At 39.4% G+C, this 24,085-nt stretch carries 20 protein-coding genes; 3 read left to right on the forward strand and 17 right to left on the reverse strand.

Annotation, left to right across the window (positions count from 1 at the left end):
• Positions 1–264: 264 nt before the first annotated feature.
• Both CWC30_RS18600 and CWC30_RS18605 read left to right on the forward strand, forming a co-directional pair.
• The gene (locus CWC30_RS18600) at positions 265–768 is read left to right on the forward strand and encodes a transporter substrate-binding domain-containing protein (RefSeq protein ID WP_249929816.1); all 504 of its coding nucleotides are present in this window, start codon (positions 265–267) and stop codon (positions 766–768) included.
• Positions 765–1,016 (forward strand): transporter substrate-binding domain-containing protein, encoded by a 252-nt coding sequence (locus CWC30_RS18605; RefSeq protein ID WP_249929817.1) that lies wholly within the window; start codon positions 765–767, stop codon positions 1,014–1,016. The genes CWC30_RS18600 and CWC30_RS18605 overlap by 4 nt, the downstream gene beginning before the upstream one ends.
• A gap of 159 nt (positions 1,017–1,175) precedes the next feature.
• On the opposite strand, the gene prpF is transcribed toward CWC30_RS18605, so the two are convergent.
• From prpF to CWC30_RS03215, 5 genes are all read right to left on the reverse strand, one after another.
• Positions 1,176–2,348 (reverse strand): 2-methylaconitate cis-trans isomerase PrpF, encoded by a 1,173-nt coding sequence (gene prpF / locus CWC30_RS03195; RefSeq protein ID WP_138626401.1) that lies wholly within the window; start codon positions 2,346–2,348, stop codon positions 1,176–1,178.
• A 12-nt stretch (positions 2,349–2,360) separates the two neighbouring features.
• Complete coding sequence (gene acnD, locus CWC30_RS03200) at positions 2,361–4,970, reverse strand: Fe/S-dependent 2-methylisocitrate dehydratase AcnD (RefSeq protein ID WP_138626402.1); 2,610 nt, start codon at positions 4,968–4,970, stop codon at positions 2,361–2,363.
• Positions 4,971–5,083: 113 nt separating this feature from the next.
• A complete protein-coding gene (gene prpC, locus CWC30_RS03205) occupies positions 5,084–6,211 on the reverse strand; it encodes a bifunctional 2-methylcitrate synthase/citrate synthase (protein WP_028835890.1) in 1,128 nt (375 codons plus the stop codon).
• Positions 6,212–6,235: 24 nt separating this feature from the next.
• Positions 6,236–7,114: a methylisocitrate lyase gene (gene prpB / locus CWC30_RS03210; protein ID WP_013464731.1), complete on the reverse strand. Its 879-nt coding sequence runs from the start codon at positions 7,112–7,114 to the stop codon at positions 6,236–6,238.
• 58 nt (positions 7,115–7,172) lie between these two features.
• Positions 7,173–7,889: a GntR family transcriptional regulator gene (locus tag CWC30_RS03215; RefSeq protein WP_036982928.1), complete on the reverse strand. Its 717-nt coding sequence runs from the start codon at positions 7,887–7,889 to the stop codon at positions 7,173–7,175.
• Between the two features lie 264 nt (positions 7,890–8,153).
• On the opposite strand from CWC30_RS03215, the gene rsmF reads away from it, so the two are divergent.
• The gene (rsmF, locus tag CWC30_RS03220; protein WP_138626403.1) at positions 8,154–9,593 is read left to right on the forward strand and encodes a 16S rRNA (cytosine(1407)-C(5))-methyltransferase RsmF; all 1,440 of its coding nucleotides are present in this window, start codon (positions 8,154–8,156) and stop codon (positions 9,591–9,593) included.
• Positions 9,594–10,108: 515 nt separating this feature from the next.
• Here rsmF and CWC30_RS03225 read toward each other — a convergent pair.
• From CWC30_RS03225 to CWC30_RS03280, 12 genes are all read right to left on the reverse strand, one after another.
• A complete protein-coding gene (locus CWC30_RS03225; RefSeq protein ID WP_138626404.1) occupies positions 10,109–10,822 on the reverse strand; it encodes a VpsP family polysaccharide biosynthesis protein in 714 nt (237 codons plus the stop codon).
• On the reverse strand, positions 10,815–11,543 hold the full coding sequence (locus tag CWC30_RS03230) for a tyrosine-protein phosphatase (protein WP_138626405.1): 729 nt from the start codon (positions 11,541–11,543) through the stop codon (positions 10,815–10,817). The genes CWC30_RS03225 and CWC30_RS03230 overlap by 8 nt, the downstream gene beginning before the upstream one ends.
• 12 nt (positions 11,544–11,555) lie before the next feature.
• Positions 11,556–13,763: a GumC family protein gene (locus CWC30_RS03235; RefSeq protein ID WP_138626406.1), complete on the reverse strand. Its 2,208-nt coding sequence runs from the start codon at positions 13,761–13,763 to the stop codon at positions 11,556–11,558.
• Positions 13,764–13,787: 24 nt separating this feature from the next.
• Complete coding sequence (locus tag CWC30_RS03240) at positions 13,788–14,309, reverse strand: polysaccharide biosynthesis/export family protein (protein ID WP_013464725.1); 522 nt, start codon at positions 14,307–14,309, stop codon at positions 13,788–13,790.
• Positions 14,306–15,520: an outer membrane beta-barrel protein gene (locus tag CWC30_RS03245; protein ID WP_138626407.1), complete on the reverse strand. Its 1,215-nt coding sequence runs from the start codon at positions 15,518–15,520 to the stop codon at positions 14,306–14,308. Before CWC30_RS03245 ends, CWC30_RS03240 begins: the two co-directional genes overlap by 4 nt.
• Entirely contained in the window at positions 15,504–16,907 is a 1,404-nt protein-coding gene (locus CWC30_RS03250) for an undecaprenyl-phosphate glucose phosphotransferase (RefSeq protein WP_138626408.1), read from the reverse strand. Before CWC30_RS03250 ends, CWC30_RS03245 begins: the two co-directional genes overlap by 17 nt.
• 177 nt (positions 16,908–17,084) lie before the next feature.
• Entirely contained in the window at positions 17,085–17,483 is a 399-nt protein-coding gene (locus CWC30_RS03255; RefSeq protein ID WP_138626409.1) for a 3-phosphoshikimate 1-carboxyvinyltransferase, read from the reverse strand.
• A gap of 108 nt (positions 17,484–17,591) precedes the next feature.
• Positions 17,592–19,808, reverse strand: coding sequence for a choice-of-anchor A family protein (locus tag CWC30_RS03260; RefSeq protein WP_138626410.1), 2,217 nt, complete (start codon positions 19,806–19,808; stop codon positions 17,592–17,594).
• A 394-nt stretch (positions 19,809–20,202) separates the two neighbouring features.
• Positions 20,203–20,934: a WecB/TagA/CpsF family glycosyltransferase gene (locus CWC30_RS03265; RefSeq protein WP_138626411.1), complete on the reverse strand. Its 732-nt coding sequence runs from the start codon at positions 20,932–20,934 to the stop codon at positions 20,203–20,205.
• 14 nt (positions 20,935–20,948) lie between these two features.
• Positions 20,949–22,145, reverse strand: coding sequence for a glycoside hydrolase family protein (locus tag CWC30_RS03270; protein ID WP_138626412.1), 1,197 nt, complete (start codon positions 22,143–22,145; stop codon positions 20,949–20,951).
• Complete coding sequence (locus tag CWC30_RS03275; RefSeq protein WP_138626413.1) at positions 22,142–22,594, reverse strand: serine O-acetyltransferase; 453 nt, start codon at positions 22,592–22,594, stop codon at positions 22,142–22,144. Before CWC30_RS03275 ends, CWC30_RS03270 begins: the two co-directional genes overlap by 4 nt.
• Positions 22,594–24,084 carry an asparagine synthetase B family protein gene (locus CWC30_RS03280; protein ID WP_138626414.1) on the reverse strand — a complete coding sequence of 497 codons (1,491 nt, stop codon included), beginning with the start codon at positions 24,082–24,084 and terminating at the stop codon, positions 22,594–22,596. Before CWC30_RS03280 ends, CWC30_RS03275 begins: the two co-directional genes overlap by 1 nt.
• Between the last annotated feature and the right edge of the window lies 1 nt (position 24,085).

The following is a 24,085-nucleotide window of genomic DNA, read 5'->3' on the forward strand; positions in this document are numbered from 1 at the left end:
ACCTACATCCATGTAGGCAACAAAGAGTAAATCGCCCCTAGGCAGAACCCTTCGGGCAGCGCCTGTTTGGCATTGATGCTACGTTATCGCCTATTTATGGGGAATAACCACACCACATAGGCGCTGCCTTGACTAAATACCAAACAGACTGCTGCAAATTTAACCTTGAAAGGTCAACAGACCCTAGAAGAACCTCACTATTTAAGTTGTTTATTCCAAATAACGCACTAAACTTAAAATTAAAGATAAAAATGCATTATCCTTATGAGAATATTTTTAATCGCTGCCTTAGTACTATCATTTTTCACTTACGCACAACCTGCGCCAGTAACCTATACGGTCGACAATAAAAATATCACACTTCCCGGAGAGAAATACAAAAGCGGCTATGGCTATAATTTAAAGGCTGATACCGTCCTTCGTTTAGTTACACTTAATTGGCCCCCTTATATAGACGATCACTTATGCAATAAGGGCTTTCTATACCAGCTCACAGTTAGCATGCTAGTAAAGCGTGGTTATGGCGTTCATATTGAGTTTTACCCTTGGGCGCGTGCGGTACGAGAAGCAGAGCTAGGCAAAGCCGATATATTATTTCCTGAGTACTATATTGACGACGATGTCATATCCAAAAATATTCTAACAAAAACACGAAATCAGTTATTGGCGCTATCAGAACCTATTCCAGGCGGCGATTTATCATTTGTTGCGCTAAAGGATCATACTATTGACTACGATGGCAGCATTAACTCTGTAAAAACCGAGTGATGGGCGTCGTTCGTTCATATAAGAATAGTGCTAAACTCGATGAACTTATTGATCAAGGTGAAATAAAAACCATTGTGGCAAACAGTGAATATCAGCTTATTCACTTGCTATTAAACGGTCGTGTTGAGCTTATTGTTGCTGACTTAGAAGTACTTAAAGCCAGCGTTTACAAGTCACTTTTATCAAATAGAGATAAAAAAAGGATGCTAAAAGTGCATCACAATGGCAATCTATTTTGGAAGATATAAATACTGAAATTGCGAATATGCATGCAAACAATGAGTTTGATAGCTTTATAAAAAATAAAAAACAACAGTGTTATAACCTTGGATAATTAACGATTTATTTTAAACTACATGGTAACTATAAAGCTGATGCTCTCAAAGCCATCAGCTATTATATAATGTTTAAAAATCAAATGGCGCTCTTACCCAGCCTTCCATTAATACACGTGCGCTGCGGCTCATACTCGCTTTAGTCACTTGCCATTGGCCATTTGTAACAACCGCCTCGGCACCTACTTTGAGTGTGCCCGATGGGTGACCAAAGTTAACCTCGTTAATAGCACCGCCACCAGCGGCCAAATTAACTAATGTTCCGTCAATTGCGGCTGCAGTACCAATAGCGACAGCGGCAGTGCCCATCATTGCATGATGTAACTTACCCATTGACATAGCACGGACTAACAAATCTATATCGCTTGCATTAACCTGCTTACCACTTGATGATTTGTAATTAAGCGGTGCAGCCACAAATGCCACTTTAGGTGTGTGCTGGCGTGCTTGTGCTTCATTAATAGTATTAATTAAGCCCATTTTTACTGCCCCATGGGCACGAATGCTTTCAAGCTTAGTGAGTGCGGCTTCATCAGCGTTTATGTCATCTTGTAGTTCAGTACCGGTATAACCAATATCACTGGCATTTACAAAAATAGTAGGGATACCTGCGTTGATCATAGTTGCTTTTAACGTGCCCACGTTTGGCACTTCTAAATCATCCACCACATTGCCTGTTGGGAATAGCGCACCATCACCATCAGCAGGGTCAATAAATTCAAGCTTTACTTCAGCGGCAGGAAACGTCACACCATCTAACTCAAAGTCACCGGTTTCTTGTACTTGAGCGTTGGTCATGGGTACATGCACTAAAATACTTTTTTTAATGTTCGCCTGCCATACGCGCACAATAGCAATATCATTATCCGGTACGCGAGATTTATCAACTAAACCATTGCTGATGGCAAACGCGCCCACAGCAGAGGTTAAGTTTCCGCAGTTACCACTCCAATCAACAAACGCTTTATCAATGGCGACTTGACCAAATAAATAATCAACATCGTGATCGGGCTGTTCACTCTTACTCAAAATAACCGTTTTACTGGTACTTGAGGTTGCTCCGCCCATGCCGTCGGTTTGTTTACCGTATGCATCTGGGCTACCAATAACGCGCAATAATAAGCTATCGCGCGCCGCACCTGCCACTTGGGCAGGTGCGGGTAAATCGGTTAAATTAAAAAAAACCCCTTTACTGGTGCCACCACGCATATAGGTCGCAGGCACTTTAATTTGTGGTTTAAACATAAACGTGTGTCCTTATGATGCTTGCGTGGCTTCTAAAAAGTCTTGCGCAAAGCGTTGTAACACACCGCCTGCCGCATAAATAGAGAGCTCTTCTTGCGTATCTAGTCGACATTTCATGGGTACGTTTATTACCTCGCCATTTTTACGTGTAATAACCAATTCCAAAGTTGCTCCTGGTGTTGGTTCACCCTTTACATCGTAGCTTTCGCTACCATCTAAGTTAAGTGTTTTACGCGTTGTGCCTGGCTTAAACTCAAGCGGCAAAACGCCCATACCAATTAAATTAGTACGATGAATACGTTCAAACCCTTCAGCTGCAATAACCTGAACACCTGCAAGCCTTACACCTTTTGCCGCCCAATCGCGCGACGAGCCTTGCCCGTAATCAGCGCCTGCCACAATAATGAGTGGCTGTTTACGCTGCATGTAGGTTTCGATTGCTTCCCACATGCGTGTGTTTTTACCCTCAGGCTCTATACGCGCATATGAGCCTTGCTTCACCTCGCCGTTTTCATCCAATACCATTTCGTTCAATAGTTTAGGGTTTGCAAACGTGGCGCGCTGCGCAGTTAAGTGATCGCCTCGGTGCGTTGCGTACGAGTTAAAGTCTTCTTCTGGCACGTTCATTTTAGTTAAGTATTCACCTGCCGCGCTGCTTGCCATAATCGCATTAGAGGGTGATAAATGATCGGTTGTAATGTTATCGCCAAGCACTGCCAACGCGCGCATACCACTCATACTGCGCTCACCTGCTAGTGCCCCTTCCCAATAAGGTGGGCGGCGAATATAGGTACTTTCTGGACGCCAATCGTAAAGTGGGTCGTTATCTTCGCCGTAATCAACGGTTAAGTTAAACATTGGCTCGTATACTTTTCTAAACTGCTCTGGTTTTACGCTTTGTTTGATAACCGCATCTATTTCTTCATCAGATGGCCATAAATCTTTTAAGGTTATATCATTACCTTGTTGATCTTTACCGAGGATGTCTTTTTCTATATCAAAACGAATGGTACCGGCAATTGCATAAGCAACCACAAGCGGTGGTGACGCTAAAAACGCTTGCTTAGCATACGGATGAATACGACCATCAAAGTTACGATTGCCCGAAAGCACTGCTGTTGCATATAAATCGCGATCAATCACTTCTTGTTGAATTTTAGGGTCTAGTGCGCCACTCATACCGTTACAAGTGGTACAGGCAAAACCAACAATACCAAAACCAAGTTGCTCTAGCTCTGGTAATAAGTTTGCATCTTCAAGGTACGACTGCACTGCTTTAGAGCCCGGTGCCAGGGATGTTTTAACCCATGGTTTACGCATTAAACCTTTTGCATTGGCGTTACGCGCCAATAAACCTGCCGCAATCACATTGCGCGGATTACTGGTATTAGTACAGCTAGTAATAGCGGCGATAATACACGCGCCATCTGGCATTAAGCCCTCTTCGTTTTCAACAACGCCCGAAATACCTTGCGCTGCTAAATCGCTAGTTGATACACGACGATGCGGATTTGAAGGCCCTGCAATGTTGCGCCCTACACTTGATAAATCAAATTTAAGTACACGATCGTAATGCGCTGTTTTTAAGCTGTCGCTCCATAGCCCTGCTGTTTTAGCGTAGTTTTCTACAAGGGCAATTTGCTCTTCATCACGGCCTGTTAAACGCAAGTAATCAATAGTTTTATCGTCAATGTAGAACATAGCGGCGGTTGCGCCAAATTCAGGAGTCATATTCGAAATGGTGGCTCTATCACCAAGAGTTAGTGCATCAGCCCCTTCACCGTAAAATTCGAGGTAAGTCGATACCACACGTTGCTCGCGTAAAAATTCGGTAATAGCCAATACAATATCGGTTGCAGTAATGCCCGGTTGGCGTTTACCGGTAAGCTCTACGCCAACAATATCGGGTAAACGAATGTACGATGCGCGCCCAAGCATTACACTTTCGGCTTCAAGGCCGCCCACACCAACAGCAATAACACCTAATGCATCAACATGAGGAGTATGACTGTCGGTACCTACTAAGGTATCTGGGAATGCAATACCATCACGGTTTTGAATAACCGGCGACATTTTTTCAAGGTTAATTTGATGCATGATGCCATTGCCCGGAGGGATCACATCAATATTTTTAAACGCGGTTTTGGTCCAGTTTATAAAATGAAAACGGTCATCATTGCGTCTATCTTCAATGGCGCGGTTTTTTTCAAATGCATCGGGATCAAAACCTGCGTGCTCAACAGCTAATGAGTGGTCAACAATCAGTTGAGTCGGTACAACCGGATTTACTTTTGCAGGATCGCCACCTTTTGCAGCAATAGCATCACGCAGGCCCGCTAAATCAACCAGTGCGGTTTGCCCTAAAATATCGTGACATACAACGCGTGCCGGATACCACGGAAAGTCTAAGTCTTGTTTACGCTCAATTATTTGGCTCAGTGCATCGGTTAGCATTTCGGGCTCACAGCGACGCACTAAGTTTTCGGCAAATACACGCGAACTGTAAGGTAGTGTAGCGTATGCGCCAGGTTTAATGGCATCGACGGCGGCTTGGGTATCGTAGTAATCAACATTTGAGCCCGGTAAAGGCTTACGGTATTGGGTGTTATTAATAATGGTCATAATAAATTCGCTAATTTGGTGACGGAGGAGAGTACGCTAAAGCGCTATAATGAGTAATCATCAGCGCTATAAACAATAAAAGGTGAGCTAGGCTCACCTTAAACGCTAACTAATTAGCCTCTTGATTCAATTGGCGTGTAGCTACGCGCATCTGGCCCGGTGTAATCAGCACTTGGGCGAATAATACGGTTATTTGCACGTTGCTCTTTTACGTGCGCTGTCCAACCAGTTACACGGCTCATTACGAAGATAGGCGTAAATAACTTAGTAGGAATACCCATAAAGTGGTACGCCGATGCATGGAAAAAGTCAGCATTACAGAATAACTTCTTCTCACGCCACATAACTTCTTCACAGCGAACTGATACTGGGTAAAGCACCTCATCACCCACTTCTGCGGCTAATTTTTCAGACCATTTTTTAATAATAACATTACGTGGATCTGACTCGCGGTAAATAGCGTGGCCAAAGCCCATAATTTTATCTTTACGCTCAAGCATTCCCATCAGTGCATCTTCTGCTTGGTCGGCGCTGGTAAAGCCTTCAATCATATCCATGGCGGCTTCGTTGGCACCACCATGCAGTGGACCACGTAAAGTACCAATTGCACCAGTAACACATGAGTGAATATCAGAAAGCGTTGATGCACACACGCGACCGGTAAAGGTAGAGGCATTAAATTCATGCTCTGCGTACAAAATTAGTGATACATTCATTACTTGTGCAAATAATTCACTTGGCGCTTTATCGTGTAATAGCGTTAAAAAGTGTGCACCAACTGAGTCATCATCAGTTTGTGTTTCAATACGAACACCGTCATGAGTAAAACGATACCAGTAACAAATAATACTTGGGAAAATTGCCACCATACGGTCAATCGCATCGTTTGCTTCGCTAAAGTCATTTTCCATTTCAAGGTTACCTAGCATAGAGCAACCGGTACGCATAACATCCATTGGGTGCGCGTCTTTAGGGATGTTCTCAAGCACTGTTTTTAGTGCCTCTGGTAAACCGCGTAAACTTTTAAGTTTAGCTTTGTACTCTGCCAGTTCGCTTGATGTTGGTAGCTCGCCGCGTGAAAGTAAAAACGACACTTCTTCAAACTGCGCTTTTTCAGCCAATTCGCTAATGTCGTAACCACAGTAAGTTAAACCTGAGCCTGTTTGCCCTACTGTACATAATGCGGTTTGTCCTGCTACTTGGCCACGTAAGCCTGCGCCACCTAATGCTTTATCTACCATGATGTGTCTCCTGTTGAATTTTTATTATTTGTCAGATTTTGCTGAAAAAAGGTTATCGAGCGTGTTTTCGTATGAGTGATAATCTAAAAAGTCGTAAAGCTCTGCACGCGTTTGCATGTTTTCAATTTGGCTTTGTTGCGACCCTTCATTCAAAATAGCCGAGTACACATTAAGTGCAGCTTTGTTCATTGCTCTAAATGCACTTAATGGGTAAAGCACCATTTCTACGCCCACATCGCTTAGTTGCTCTTTGGTGTAAATTGGGGTTTGGCCAAATTCAGTAATGTTGGCCAAAATAGGCACATTAATCGCTTTGGTAAATGCTTGATAATCTGCAAGGTCATGAACCGCTTCTGCAAAAATGGCATCGGCACCGGCTTCAACACAAGCTGCTGCACGGTCTATTGCTGCGTTTAAGCCTTCTTTTTGAAACGCATCGGTACGTGCCATAATGTAAAAATCGCTATCGGTTTTTGCATCTACTGCGGCTTTAATACGGTCTACCATTTCAGCTTGGGTAACTATTTCTTTATTAGGACGATGGCCACAACGCTTTTGCGCTACTTGGTCTTCAATATGAAAGCCTGCTGCACCTGCTTTAGTCATTTCTTTAACGGTACGGGCAATATTAAACGCCCCGCCCCAACCTGTGTCGGCATCCACTAACAAAGGTAAATCGCTAGCACCGGTAATACGGCGAATATCTTCAAGCACGTTATCAAGGCTGGTCATACCTAAATCTGGCATACCAAATGAGGCATTAGCCACACCCGCACCCGATAAATAAATAGCCTGATGGCCCATTTTTTCAGCCATCATCGCGGTGTACGCGTTAATAGTACCTACCACTTGTAACGGATGGTTATTTGCAATTGCCTGTTTAAATTTTAATCCTGCTGACATTACCTTCTCCTAACTTTGAACGGGGCTGCTCTTTGGCAACTTAGTATTTTTTTAACAACTAGTTAGCCATTTCATTTTGAGTGGCTTGTACTGATTGTTGATATCTATCAAATTTTGTTTGTATATTTGCTTGTGATGCACTGATATGGCGCTTCATTAACATTTCGGCAAGCTCTCCATCATGGTTTTCTATGGCGTTTATAATCGCTAAATGCTCATCAAACGCTTTAGATACCCGCGGCCCTACCATACCCATTTGTACACGATACATTCTTATTAATTGGTACAGGTCGTGGCATAACAAATGAATTAAGTGCGCGTTTTTACTGCCTTTGATTATTCTGTAATGAAAATCTAAGTCGCCTGCTTCTTGATAGTACGACTCACCTTCTTTAACACGCTGAGTGTGCAAATGCTGATTAAGTAATTGTTTCAAGCCTTGTACTTCATCTGGTTCCATATTGTCGGCAGCTAACCTACATGCAAGTCCTTCAAGGGCACTACGTACTTGATACACTTCAATTAAACGTTCTGCGGTTAATGCCACAACACGACAACCTATGTTGGCTTTACGCTCAACTAAATAACAACTTTCTAAACGGTTTAATGCTTCTCTAAGCGTTGCACGGCTTACACCATAACGCTTTGCAAGCTCCGGCTCTGATATTTTGCTGCCTTGTGCAATACTGCCTTCTACTATCTCGCGGCGCATATCTACAAACACTTTATCGGAAGCGGTTGTAACTGCGGTGTCGTTTAACAAGTGCTGAGTCATAAAGTATTTTTATATTGTCGACAATTTATGGTCTAACTATGTGCTTATTAACCTACAGTGTCAACCCTGAAAACACTAAAAATGAATAAAAAACCACCGCATTGTCGACATTATTAGCCAAAAGTATAATAAAAAATGTATTTAAGCTGTTTAACTCAACAAGATGTCGACACCTTTTAAGGGTTACTATTTCGTTTTTAACACTGAAAAAAATCGTTAAAAATGCTATTATCCGGCTTTAATTTTTATTGTATGAGCCAAATCGTGGACGCTAACACTTATATCCCAGAACAATTTATTGACGACGTAAAAACTTATCTGCCTGATCACCTTACGTTAGATGATTTTTTAAATGCGTGTCGTCGACCTTTACGTAAATCTGTTCGCGTTAATACATTAAAAATGAGTGTTGAAGAGTTTAAGCAACAAGCGGCTAAAAAAAACTGGCAACTTACCGCTATTCCTTGGTGTGATGAAGGTTTTTGGTTAGAGCGCCCAAATGATGAAGAGCAAAACCTAGCGCTGGGTAATACCGATTTACATTTAAGCGGGGCTATGTACGTGCAAGAGGCAAGCTCAATGTTGCCGCCAATAGCACTAAAGCAAAGCCTTAAAACCAGCCAAACTGTTCTTGATATGGCCTCGGCACCGGGTTCAAAAACCTCACAACTTGCCGCGATAATGGACAATCAAGGCGTTTTAGTTGCAAATGAGCTGTCGTCATCACGGTTAAAAGTGCTTAGTGCCACGCTAAAGCGTATGGGTGTAGGTAATTGTGCGCTATCGCATTTTGATGGCGTGGTATTTGGTAATTACATGTTTGAGTGCTTTGATAGTATTTTGCTTGATGCGCCCTGCTCGGGTGAAGGCACGGTTCGTAAAGACAGCGATGCACTAAAAAATTGGTCTATCGAATCAAACATTACCATTGCCCAAGTACAAAAAGATCTGATTAAAAGCGCATTTTATGCACTTAAACCTGGCGGTACACTGGTGTATTCAACCTGTACATTAACCCCACTCGAAAACCAACAAGTATGCAGCGCATTATTAGATGAGTTTGGCGAATATATAAGCCCTGAGTCATTAAGCGATTTATTCCCAGGGGCTGATAAAGCCACCACCACAGAGGGCTACTTACATGTTTGGCCGCAAACGTTCGACAGCGAAGGCTTTTTTATTGCCAAATTTAAAAAGCACAGCAGCTGCGAAAACCAAACATTAAAAGTTAAAAAAGGCGCGTTCCCCTTTAGTGACTTTGATAGTAAACAAAGAGCTGCGTTTATGAGCTCCCTCAAAAAGCAATTTGGTTTAACAAGCCTGCCAGGCACTTTAATGCAGCGCGATAAAGAGCTTTGGCTGTTCCCTGATGAATTTGAAGCAATACAAAATAAAATAAAATACGCGCGATTAGGGATACAAGTAGGCGTTATTCATAAAAATGGCGTACGCCTAACGCACGAATTTGCAACAGTATTTGGTAAGCAGTGTAAAAGTAATGTACTGGCATTAACCAATCAGCAGGCTAACGATTACTTTAATGGTAAAGATATACGCCTAGAAGAGGTAACCAAAGCCAGCGGCGAAGTGATCCTAACTTTATGTGGTTGCCCTATTGGGTTAGGAAAATGGCAAAAAAATAAAGTTAAAAACTCTTTACCAAGAGATTTAGTACAAAATACGCAGTTAATAAACTGGGCGTAAATTCTAATAAAGATGTGTATAACAAATGTAACTTGCTATAATTACAGCAGTATAAAAAACGAACAAGAATGTGTGTTTTTAGCACTTTTGACTATACTTAAATAACTTTCTTCTTCTCCCTAAGAATCTGAAAGTGTCTTTAGTTAGCGCAGGGCTCAAATACGAGCCCCTCTATAACCCAGAGTTCTTATAGCTCTGGGTCTTTTTTTGTCTAGGCGAAAGTTAACGGGCGTCGGGGATCGGGTTACGAGCTTAATCACTCTCCCAACCCTATATTACAATAAGAACTTAGTGATTTATTTACCACAGAGGATAGGAGCAGACAGAGAAAGTAATTAAAGACAAAGGTTAAAGAACTGTTGTTAGTACTTAGATTTCCAAAATCGAAGCTTTCTCTCCGTGTAGCGCGAAGCGCCTGGGTATTCTATGTGCTTAAAAAAAGATTAAAGTTTAGAATTAACGAGGTGCGAGGTTCAAGGCCCGTTACCCGAAACCCGTGGCTCGTGGCTCGTGTTTTAACCACAGTATTTATTAAACATCCAACTGCCTCTAATAGCCTCATAATGAGAACCAAATTGCAGCGATAAACACACTATTGGCAAACGATTCATTTGCTCAGCCATACTAAACACATCATAAAATTTATAACCATATTTAGAGGCTAATTTAAGCTCGTTCACATAAAGGGCTTTGTAGGTAGGTGGTAGTTCATTCCAATGCATTAAAGCTATTTGAATAATACCTAAATGAACATCTAACTTATACGAGCCAACTTTTTTGGCTTGCTGAATATAATTGTATACCCGCTCTGTTGGTCCCTCTTGATAACTTACAACCTGTGCTAAGCTCACCCAAGTTTGTGCCCAAGTTTGTCTAAGCTCAACCGACTTTAATAAAGCCTGCTCAGCTTGTTGATATGTTTGCTTTACTTTATCTGATTGCTCACTCGATGTGGTATCAACACCGCTGAGGCTTAATAATTTTATATGGGCTAAAAAATGCCAATAATGAGGATGCTCGGGATCCATATTCGTAGCCAACGTAATCGCATTTTCTGCAGCTTGAAGCGATGAACCAGACAAAGCACCATCCGACTCTTTCACAATATTAAGTGCATTAAAGTACCATGCATTTGCACGCATACTTTGCATGCTGGTATAAGCGATCACAAGAACTATCAAGGCTAAAATAACTGCAGGCACTACCTTGACCATGTTTAATTTAGTCATTAAATAAGCACTCGGTTAGTTGCAGCGGGTTAGTTACAAAAAGCGTTGTGGCCAGCTCTTCACCTAATAATTGCGCTACTGTTTTTCTAGCTTGGCTTAAAATAGGCGGTCGGCGCTTTACAGAATGAGCATCAGAGGCAACATAGTTCACTAAACCATCTTTTAACATTTGCAACGATATTGCTTGAGCGCTTTCGCCCCACTCACCTTCAATGCTCGATGCTGTTAATTGAAAATCGCAGCCTAATTGGTTTAAGTGTTGAATATAATAAAGGTTGGACTGAATATCGCGATTGCGCTCAGGGTGCGGAATAATAACGCGTATATTTTTTTTGGCGAGCCACTGAATAAACTTATCGTAACCTTGTGGCATGTGTGAATGCGGTAACTCTAATAACAACACATTTTTGTCTGCTATTTTACCAATAAAAGGCAGTTTATTAGCCATCACCATTGCCATAAGCTCTATGTCTAAACGTACTTCAGCAGCGGCCGCTAATTTTACATTAATACCCTCTTTATGCGCCTCTCGCTTTAAACTTTGTAAATCGTTTTGTATTTGAGCAGTCGCATTATTAAAGCGGCCCACATGTATATGTGGCGTTGCCACCATATGAGTAATGCCATCGTTTTCAGCCAATTTTAAAAGCGCCAAAGATTCAGTTAAATCTTTAGCGCCATCATCAATACCCGGCAATATATGCGTATGAATATCAATCATAAATTAACTTAATTACGCTTGGGGCTTTTCAGGTTGCTGTGAGTAATCGTAATAATCATAGTAACCATGGCTATGCTCATCTTTAGATTTGCTCATATCTACCTGATTAAGTACCACACCAGCAACATGAGCTTTTACCTCAAATAAACGCTCAAGGCCCGCTGTAATTGGTTTAATACGGGTAACGTCTGACTTAACAACATAAACAACCGAATCAACACTTTGTGCAATTACCAATGCATCACTTACTGCTTGTGTAGGCGGTGTATCAACAATAATATGATCGTACTGCACTTTCAACTCACTAAGCAATTGTTCAAAGCGTGGGCTTGACAACAACTCAAGTGGATTCGACGGAATTTGCCCACTCGGCATAATTGTTACATCCGATTGAATATCAACATGCACACATTCAGCTAGTTGCTCAGTACCTATCATTAAATTACTTAAACCTGGGTGAAATACCGGTATATCAAAACGTTTAGCTAACGTTGGTTTACGTAAATCGGCATCAATTAGTAATACTTTGCCCATTTGTGCCAACGACATCGCTAAATTAGCAGAGGTGGTGGTTTTACCTTCCCCTGGAGAGGTAGAGGTAACCGCTATAACCTGATGCGCTCGGTCAAGATGAGTTAACAGTAAACTAGTGCGGAATGTACGAACCGACTCAGCAAAGCGGCGATAGGTATCCTCCAAATAAGCATGAATCGGAAAATAGCTCTTTTTAGGAACTGCAACGTGAGGCAACAAGCCAAGCATGCGCTGCGCGAGTTTATTTTCGACATCATTTTTATTTTTAACTGTGTCGTTTAAGGCATCAAAAATAAAGGTCATTACCACTGCAAACCCAAAACTGGCTACAAAAGCTAAAATAACAATTAATTTTTTATTAGGCTTGCTTGGATCTTTTGGTGCGTAAGCACGGTCAGTAAAACGCGCTGCTGCAGAGCTAAAATCACTGGTTACTTCGGTTTCTTTAGAGCGTGATAAAAAGGTATTGAAAATATTACGATTTGTCTCAACTTCACGCTTTAACTGATTATATTGGGTTTCTTTGCGGGTAATATCTTGATATTCAGCACGAATTTTAGCTAAGTCGCGTTCAAGCGCATTTACAGTTCGCGTTGTTCTGTTAAGCTCTTTTTCAATACCCGTAATTAACCCTTTTATTTGCTTGTTAAGGTTAGTTTTAACTGTAGCAAGCTCAGATTTAGCTGAAATCATTTTAGGATGTTTAGGGCCATAAACTTCTGCAAGCTCACTTACCTTACGCTCAACCAATACAACTTCGCGTTTAACATCTTGTACTACACGGTGCGAAGTAATTTCAGGCATACTGCCAAGTAATTCTATGTTGTCGTTACCATATTCGTTAATAACACGGTTTATGCTTTCAAGGTTATTTTTAGTCGCTCGCGCATCTACTAGCTGTTTTGAGGTTTGCTCAAGCTCTTGGGTAACCAGCCCTGCTATACCTTCTATATCAACTAACTTTTGTTCTTCTCGGTAAGCTTGTAAACGTACTTCAGAGCTATCTAGTTGTATACGCAATTCAGATAAACGCGTATTTAACCAGCTAGATGCCTGCTGGGTAATGCCCATTTTGGCGCGCATTTGGCTTTCTATGTAAACTTCACCAACGGTATTAGCCACTAAAGCTGCAAGCTTAGGGTCGCTCGACTCAAAACTTACACGCACTAGTTGCGTTTTACGGATTGGAGACACCGTTAAACGAGACTTAAACGCAGCAAGTAAGCCCAACATCTCACGTTCGGCTTGCTCCTCAACTGTAAGAACAGAGCTTTCTTTTTTATTTAAAAAAGGCAGTAATTGCTTAACCATACCTTTTAGCTCACCAGTGAGTGAAGGCTTAGCAATAAAGTCGGTATGCTCTTTCAAATTAAGCTTAGTAATTACCTCACGAGCAATGCTGTTTGACTTAATAACTTCAAACTGGGTTAAATAATACTCTTTTTTAGTAGAGTCTAAGCCATATACTTCCTCAAAGCTGACCGCTTTGGTTTGCTCCGACTCAATTAATAAAGTGGCTGTAGCTACATATTTTGGCACTAGAGTTAACGCAACCATTATAGTGAGCAAGGTAACTACAATAGCAAAACCTAATATTTTCCATTTACTTTGCTTAATAACATTAAGGTAAGCACCTAAATCAATAACTTCCTCGTTGTTGCTAGGTTTTTCAGAGTGTGAATTCATTTTTTAATTACTGCCTTAAACTGCTTAAAACAAGCGCTGTTCTATTTTTATGGTGTCACCCGCTGCAATTTGGCTGTTTAAACTACCTTTTTGTTGCTGCTGTTTGGTTTGCTCTTTAAAAATAAATATTTTATCAACTGAGGCACGCTCGGTTAACCCACCGGCTAACGCAATAGCCTGGTTCACCGTCATAGCAGGTTGGTAAGGGTAAGCGCCTGGTTCTTTAACTTCACCATGTATATAAAAAGGTCGGTATTCTATAACTTGCGCATATACATTAGGGTTAACTAAATAGTCCGGCTGTAAGCCTTCGCTTATTGTTTGCTCAACTTGCGAAACACTTAAACCCACAAGTTTAACCTTACCTAAAAATGGGTAGTTAATCTCACCGCTATTACCAAGCAGTGAGGTTACATCTAAATCAGGCTGGCCAAATACTTTAATTTCTATTTTGTCACCCGCACCTAAAATGTAGTTTTGCGAATCGTTCGCAAAACTACAAAAGCTCAGTAATAATATTAAGCCCGTTAAAATTTTAACCTTCATTCATTTCCCTTTAATGCAAATGTAAAGTTAAGGCCAACAATTACGCGGTCAAATTCAATATTAGTTTGGGTTGAATTACGGTCAATAAAATCAACATAGCCTGTTACCATGCCAAAGTTACTAGCTAAATAATTTAAACCTAGGCGGGCATTTTTAACTTTATCTTTTCGGTTAAAATTACCAGAGTACTGTTGATCAACATAATTCGCGCTTACTACCGAGCTTAAAAAGTCGCTCCAATCATGCTGCCATGTTGCACCATAAACACTTTCGCGAATGTAATCGCCTTCTAGTAATGGGTCTTTAGCGGCACGACTAGTAACCAACTGTAGTGATGAATAAGTAAGAGGTTTCCATACAGCGGCAGCTTCCCAACTTAAACCACTAAAGTTATCACGTAAGTTCGACTCAAAGTCTTTGTTTTGGTAACCCACTTTAAATGAGCCAGTAGTAACGGCTGTAGCTTCCCACTCCATACCTAATAATACTTTAACGTCGTCTGAATCGCGGGTAATACCGTTTGAATCAATAACGTCGTATTGGTAGTTTTCTTGCTTTACTTCTAAAAAGGCACGGGTACCAGCTTGGGTATTATAATAACCTGTAATACCTAGCATAGGCTTGTCGTAATCACGGTACTGCGATATGGCCGTAAAGTTCTGATAATTTTTGTTATAATAACCTGCTGTAAAAGCAACCTGAGCTTTAGAGCTTTCTGCGCCATATTCGTAACGAGCAGTTAGGTTTTGTTGCTGATAATTTACAAGCTCATCTAGTGCGCTGCCCTGGCCTTCAGTTAAACCCGCACCGCGTGGCTCGTATAACCAATCAGCATCACCAGTAACATCTAAACGGTGTTGACTAGTAAACTCTTTGTGCACACCAGCGCCTACATTAACTTGGGTAAAGTTATCGGTAGTGTCTTTATTATGAAACGACGTGCTTGATGCAATATCAAATTTATAGCTGTCTGGGCCGTCTTCAATCAATGCATTTAAACTCGGCGCTATATTCCATATTAAACGTGACTGAGTGGCAGACGGCGTCATAAAAAAGTTGTCGTTGCTGCTCACACCTAGCTGTAGCGTAGGTGTAATCTCGGCGCCGTCTTTAGTCATTACGCTGCCTGGTTGTAATTCTACCGCCAATGCAGGTGCACTTAAGCCCAACGCAACAAGTAAAGTGGTAATTGTATTAGTACGCATTTTCACTTTTAAATCCCTTAAAAATTGTCATAAAAATTATTTTTACATCAAACCATAAAGACCAATGTTTAATGTAATGTAGGTCGTATTCAACTCGCTTGGCCATTTTATCTAAAGTATCGGTTTCGCCGCGCCAGCCGTTAATTTGTGCCCAACCGGTAATACCCGGTTTGGTTTTATGCCTAAACATATAAAACTCTACTTTTTTTCGGTATTCTTCGTTGTGAGCAACTGCATGGGGCCTTGGGCCAACAATCGACATATCGCCTTTTAAAACATTTATAAACTGCGGCAGTTCGTCAAGGCTAGTGCGTCGCAAAAAACCACCTAGTGGAGTAATGCGGGCATCATTTTTAGTTGCCTGAGTCACCACATCGCTGTTTTCGGTCACCGTCATCGAGCGGAACTTCCACACTTTTATTTTGCGGCCATCTAAGCCATAGCGATCTTGCTTAAATATTATAGGCCCTTTAGATGTCAGCTTTATTGCGGCAGCAATAGTCAATAATAGTGGGGTGATTAAAGTAACAATAATAGCTGAAACCACTATATCTTCTGTGCGTTTTATAAATTCATGAGCACCAATACACGGTGCTTCAAACACGCTTAATGTATCAACATCACCCACGTGCTCAATGCGAGCATGTATTAAGTTTGAGAGTAAAAAGTCAGGCACTATGTGCACATCAACGGTGGTATCGCCCAACTGCAATAAAATATCAGCTATGCGTTTTTGCGCTTTCATGGGGAGCGCAATATACAGTATATCTATTTCGCCATTACGTGCTGCGTCTACCGCACTTTGAATACGGCCCTCAACACCTTGTTGTTCGAGTTGTTCAAATAAACGTTCAGGGCTTCTGTCGTCGTAAAAACCTTTAAAGTTAAAGCCTAGTTCATCATGTTTAACTATTTCAGCATGTAAGTATGCGGCCGACTCAGTGGCACCAATAATGGCCACATTACGTTGTGATAGCCCTAGTTTACGGCGGTTGCGTTTATACAAATAAGCACCCAAACGCCAAATATATAAATACGCCACACTTAACGTAAACCAAATAGCTATTCCCACGCGAGAAAGTGACTCAGAAAACTTAAATAAAAATGACACAACTAATAAAAATGCAAAAGCAATGAGTACACTACCCCATGCACACATTACCATTGTTCTAAATTTGCCAGCACGCCAAGAGCGATAAGTAGAAAACAGCTCAGCGCTGTATAAAAAGCTAAGTGCAACAGTGAGTGCAGAAGTAGCATAAATAGGAGTGAGTTTAAAATCATAAAGAAGAGCTGCACACTGAAACGCTAAAAACAACGCAAATATATCAAATAATCGGTAAAAATTGGCATCAGAAGAACCTGAAGGTTTAAATGTCCTTGGAGATGTCATTTTGCTTAATTCCTTATAGCTAATTCAGTGTGAGTAAAGCCCCACAAAATTCACGCGAATAATATAGCATTAGCCGTTACTGTTCAATTGCTCATTCAAACAAAAGTTGTATGTTTTATACCAAAAAGTTTTTATAGGATAATTAAAAAATTACATAAGTTTGTAATGTAATTTTAGTTAGTTAAATAAACCTTTAAACCAATGCCAAACACCAAACGAATATCCTGCAAAAATATCAATTCCCAATGCCGATTTAATTAAATATAAAACCAGCAATGTAAATAAAATAGTAAACGTAACTACCAAACTTAAAATTATTGCTTGAGTAAACCTTGCTATTTTTTGCTCTTTTAAGCTTAATTCACGCCTGTTTCGACCCGCTAAAACAACATAGTAATAACGATATTTAAAAAACTTAACTACGCCTCTGCAATCAACAGCATGATTACCCCACTGCCTAGCGCCAATGGCTATTTTTAAATGCGCTAACTGTTCATCAGTAAAGGTAGTTTGAATGTTTTTAGGCATTCGCTCTAGTAAACTTCTAATAGCTGGATCTTGCTGTAAGTTCGACAAAAAAGCCTCAATATAAACGTGATTATTAATTGCCCATTATTTTAAACAACTATTTAATAATAAAAAGCCAATTAAAACTTAATTGGCTTTCATTCGCTAAAAGTACTTTTATTTAAGAGTACTAGAGCGATAGGTGTTGTTGTTTAACCAGCTTGGTAACTCTACCGTTGGTATGCTGCCATCTTGATTAATATTTGTTTGGTGGTACGAATGTTGGTTCCAAATGCGTGTAGCATTTTTCCATGGCTTGCTGTTATCTGCAGCACCATAAACTGTTACACCATTATTAATGTTGTATTTAGAATCATAGTTATTCGACACAGTTATAAGTTCAGCGTTATCATCACCCTCGAGGTCAACCACAATAGGGTACTCCCAAAGTGTTGCTGTTGAATTATCAATTGAAGATAACAATTCGCCATTAACTCCATTTAATACTTTAACCTTAAAGTGATCTTGTACAATCACTTCGTCGATACCATCACCATTAAAATCGTAAGCACTTACTCCAATTTTACCACTGAAAGAATCATCAATCTCTACTGACCATTTCTCATTACCTGTAGCATCAATCATCTTAACAGAATTATAATTAGCATAAACAATACCTAGCTCACCATTTTCTAAAAAGTTTGAAATAGATTGAACACCGCCACCAGGAGCTGTCGTTGTATCAATTTGCCATTTTACATTCCCATTATGCTCTAAAGCTGCAAGAGAAGACTTTTCACCCGTTGATGCAGTTGCCGGAATAGAAACGATTAACTCTGGCTGATAGTCTGAATCTAAGTTGGCGACAGAAGAAAACCAAGACTTTTCTAAACTAGGGTATGTCCAAAGCACTGCCCCATTAGTATCAAAGAGTGTGCTATTAGCAAATAACTCTTGAATTCCATCATCATTAGAATCAAACATAATTGGAGCAGGAGCCCAACCATATGAAAAAAGCACTTCATTTTCATATGTAAATACAGCATCACCAACAGCTATATCAGCAACACCGTCATTGTTCATATCAGATATACTAACAGAACCAATAGAGCGCCCTGATTTAGGGCTAAATTTATTTATAGATTTTTTAACATTACCCAAGTGATCAATCACACTAATCGTATCGCTATTTCTATCACTCAGAACTATTTCAACCAAGCCATCATTATCTAAATCAGCTAATGCAGGTGAATATCTTGCATCCGAGTAAATTTGGCCATTTTGATAGTCCCAAAGCTCTGTACCATCAACACCGCTAAGAGCTCTTAATATACCGTTAGATGTATTTGTAGATGAAAATGTTACAACAATTACATCTGCAACATCATTTTCATTAATTAGACCATCATGGTTATCATCGTTAAGTTGGCCAACAACTGGGGTAGTCATGACTTGATTATATTCAGGCATGAAATCACTTGAATTCCAGTGCCACTTTTGCTCCATTGCAAATGGGGAAATTGGCTGTGCCACTGATGGTAAATCACCATTAAATTCGCCACCTAACAACGCCATAGAGCCATAAAAACTTTGGCCAATAATAGGCATTTTTGCTGTACCGTATACACCTCTAACATCTGCATAAGGCGCTAATATTACACCTTGCCAACGATTACCTTTAATATCTAGCTTTTGAGCATTAGTAAAGTTAAATACTGTTTTACTTGCATGGTGGCGTAAACGCGCAAAACTCTTACCTTTAACAACTAAGTTGTCATCACCTGTAATATTAAAAATCACTGTGGCATCAGCAGGAATGCCCCATACTTTAAAAGTGTGCGCTTTAGCAAAATCACGAGCATCTAAATTAAATACTTGTCTATCTGAACTGCCATCACCTTGTAAGTAAAGGCCACCCCATTTACGGTAAACTGTACCTGTTTCATCTAGCTCACCTAATTGCGCACTTAAATCTTTGTAGTATTGTTCTTGTTCATCAAAGTTAAATGGTAACGCCGATTCATCTTGGTTAGAAAGTATTTTAGAGCCCCACTCCATACCCCAACGAACACTCCAGTGAACATCAGTACCACCACCGGCGATCATACTACCTACATATTGGCGACCATATTTAAAGTCGATAGTAGATTCACTAATTAAGTAATATTCTTCAGGGCTGTATGGGCGAGTGTAGCCTACACTATAACCTTTAAGATCAATTTCACCGGCAGCAATTGCGCCATCTGCACGGCCAAAGTTCGATTTAAAATCATTAAAAACAAATGCTGAAAAATTATTGGCTACGCCTAAGTCTGCAGCCAGTGTTGTAGAGCTGGCTAAAGAAAGTGCGATCACTGCACTTATCTTTTTAAATTTAAGTAATGAGTTAGTCATTTTTTCCCTCGAAAATGAAAAGTGCATTTATAGGCACCAAGTTTGCGTCATTTGTTTAATGAAAGTTAATTCATCAAGCGCTTTGTGATCATTATATACACAAATAAAATCAAAAGGAATAAAAACACTACGAAAGTACTAATTTTTAGTACCTAAAAGAACACAAAAACATAATATCAATGAGTTACAGTAATAAAAAATCAAAATTAATTTAAAAAAAACATAAAACACACCTTAAAGAACTGCAGTTTGTTAATTTTTTGTTATAGGCTAAGGATTACATAAGAGCATAAGAGCTACTCTGTTGTAACTCTTATATTATTATATTGTCAGCTTGAAATTTGATGTCTAAAAGTGATTTGCGAGGGAGGGGGTTTTAGTCAATGTTAAAAAATTAGCTACTAAACTTATTCTTTATTAATAAGTATGCAAATTTAGAATTTGTAATTAAGTAACGTTTCCACATTCTGCCGGGTTCCTGTATAACCCTGTAAAGCCATTCGAACCCTGCTTTTTGCATCCACTGTGGTGCGCGCTTTACTTTGCCTGCTACAACATCGAACGTACCGCCTACTCCCATTACAAAATCAACGCCGAGTTTGTCTTGCCATTTATTAATAAAGTTTTCTTTTTTTGGGGAGGTTATAGCTACAAATAATAATTTTGCGCCCGACTCTCGTATTTTAGTGACGACAGCCTCTTCATCCTGCCAAAAATAACCATCATGATAGCCAGCAATATTTAAATTTGGGTTTTGTGCTTTAACGACTTCGGCTGTTTTGTTCACTACTTCTTCGGTGGCACCCAATAAAAACACAGGAAAGTCTCGTTTAGCACTCATGGCTAATAATTCATGAAATAAATCAACTCCTGCTACACGCTCTGGCACATCGTGCCCTAAAAAACGTGCACCGAATACTACACCCATACCATCAATATTAATTACTTCACACGCTTTAACCGACTCAGCTAAAACAGGATCTTTTTGCATATTAACTATTTTGGCAACATTAACCACAACATGCTGTAAAAATTGCTTTTGCTCAATTCTGCTTTCGATAAAAGACACCGTCTCTTGCATAGTGGCAATATCCATGGGTGCTTTTAAAAATTCAATACGTTTCATTGTTGAGTCCGTTTTTAAAGTTGTTCAATAACTGCATTTTTGGTGCTATTCATTTTTTGTCGATTAAAATAAGCAAACGAATAATATACCCATGCCTGTGTCCAACGCACATAGTCAACCTTATTAGTGAAGTACTTATTTTTTTGATAAATAAAACGCTGCTTTTTAGGCATATATAAGGTTTGAATAGCGCGGTTTATTACTTTTTCGGCCATTATAAAGTCATCTGGCGTTTTACCTACTTTTAATAACGTAAAAACAGCCTGCGACACACTATGCATATCGAGTGGGTAACGATTGTTGTTGTAATATTTTGCGGTGCCATCTTGCTCAAACAAATGTGTTTTATAATAAGTAAGTCCTTTAGCAATTGCAGATTCAAACTCATCAATTTGCAACTCATCACTCAATAAGCGTAGCGCTTCTAGGTTATAACCGGTATGAAAGCCATCAATAAACTGGTGATGATGGCGAGCACCATATACCCACGAGCCATCAGCCCCCTGCTCGCTTACAGACTGTCGAGCCGCATTTAAAGCAAGCTGTTTGTAGTGTTGGTTATTAGTCAGTACAGCAACTTTTGCAACCCATGCTGCGCCCCAAAGACTGGCATTATGTACAAAGGCCGTTTCACCCGGTATATAACCAAAAAACTGCCTACCATCACATTCTTTATATAATGTTTTTACAATAAAATGCGCACTATCAATTGCAGGTTCTGAGTGTTTTTTGTCTTTGGTGATTTCACTTAACGCATATAAAGCCTGAGCAACATAAATAGTAGTAATTACGTTTGGCTTACCTTTAGGAACAAAAAAAGCGCGTGCATTCCAGTCAAAATGATAACCCCAACAGCTATGCTGCCAAATAGATTTATCACTTTGCTGGGCCAATAACCAATCAGCCAGCTTTATCGCTTCATTTAAATAAGTTTGCTCATTGGTTGCTTTATAGTCTTCCAATAACCCCAAAATAAATAAACCAATGCCTTTTGGGTTACGCTTCTTGGGCACACCAAATAAGAACCTTAAATTTATTGCAGAGCGCTTATGTAACTGTATCCACGCCAGACCAACCAACCCTTTTTTAAAACGAGGAAACCAATTAAAAAACTTACTATTGAGTCCATCGAAAGGATCCTGTCCTGCGTAATTTGATTTTCTTACGTCACGTATTAACTTTTTAGTTATGACTTGTATGCTATCTGTCATAAAATTTCACCAAGCTCATCCCAGATTGACTTATCAATTTTCTTTAACACTTTACCAGGAGACCCTGCTACAATTGAATTTGAAGGGATATCACTTACAACAACTGAATTAGCACCAATTATAACGTTATCACCTATGGTTATATCACCTAAAATTCGAGAACCTGCACCTATATAAACATCGTTTCCAATCACTGGGCAAGATTCTCTCAGTTTTCTACCTATTGTGATCCCTTGTCCTATACATACGCGCTCACCAATTATGGCTTTTTTATGTATTACGCAGCCGATACCACCATACATAAAACGGCTACCCTTACCAATTTTTACTGAGCTAGGAACAACAGAATTAAATAAAATAAAAATTATAACTTTAATTACAGGTTGTATTATTGGAATATTTTTTTTAAATGCCCAATGCGTAATATTATAAAAATTAATTAAATTCATTATGCTACCTTAGCTCCAAATTGATTCTTTAATTTATACCTCAGTCGGTCAATAACTTTGAATAACTTTGTACTTTTAAAACTTACTTTTAACTTTGCAATGAGAGAGCTTTGTGGGTTTATAGGAATAGAATTTAACTCTGGTGCTAAAGTGTTAACTAATTTTTTAAATAATTTATTACTGCTGTAGGTTGTAAGTTTGGGACTTAAACAAAGCATCTGGTTTATTATTGCATGACTTGCAAATGGATTAACTTCTTCAAAAGCAATATCTGACTCAGCATTACCAACGGCTCCCCAGTTACCTAGTTTTTGCTCAATGTAAAACAACAAGTTAACAGGATATGTTGACGCTAATTTATGCTTTTTAATATCAGCCATCCATTTATGTGTAACTGTATTTGCGTAGCTAGAATTTATGCACTGATATTTGTAACACATAAAATTTGTGTCAGTATTAAACATATGCGTCCCATAAACAGAGCGCCCATACTCTCCAACCCCACAAATATTTATGCGATTATGTAAATGCTTGGAATAATAATAAACTTCTGGTAGCCGCTTAGGTAGTGCATAAAAAACAGAGGCAAAATAATTGCTTTTAAACTCACTCGGTATATTATCAAGTGATTCAAAACTTTTATGCACATTAAAATTTACATTTAATGCATCACATACTTTTTTCCCTATTACAATATCTGAATGCTCAGTATCCATAAACGATAGTGTATCTACAAAATAGTAAACATCACCTTTAATAGCTTTGGATGCCGCAGCCATTATTCGACTGTCGTTACCAGCAGTTACTGCTATTGAAAGGGGTGATACCTCAGAAAAAGCCTTGAGTAATAGTTGTAATTCTCGAGCTATGTTTTCTACAACATGTTCAAACCTTTCAATTGTAAATTTTTTCCAAGGCCAATACCTAGTAATATCGAAAGAATTTAAATTTAAAGCATGGTTTGGTAATACCTTATTTATTTCGTTAAATGGCGTTTCATCACCCACCCATGCATTACCATTTCCTTTTTTAGGAAATACTTCTTTGTAAAATTTTTCGGCACGTTTGTTTTTTGTAACATTTAAACCGCTATATTTAAGTAAATTAATATCTGTTGCAATTTGCTTTGTTTGACTGCAATAATTTATTTGTGCAAGCGAGGTAGCATCAGCTCTGAGGAAAGCCCCATCCATGCCATTGTAAAACAGATAATAACGACCACAACAACGAGATAACTTTTGATTTATTAGCCCGAATGTAGCCTCATTGTAGCAATCACTTAATAAGGCCTCTAAATTAAAATTTTCTTGCTCAGGATGTACAATTGTACCAATAACCATACATTCAAAAGCTTTACTTTTATAATAATTTACCTCATTTAATTCATGATAATAAACATCATAGTTATCAATATCCGTAAACTTAAAGCCATCAGGGACCTGTAAATTTTTAGATTCTTTATAGCTAATTAGTATTTGCCTATTAAACATA

The organism is Pseudoalteromonas sp. S4741, assembly GCF_005886135.1.
Lineage (GTDB): Bacteria > Pseudomonadota > Gammaproteobacteria > Enterobacterales > Alteromonadaceae > Pseudoalteromonas > Pseudoalteromonas tetraodonis.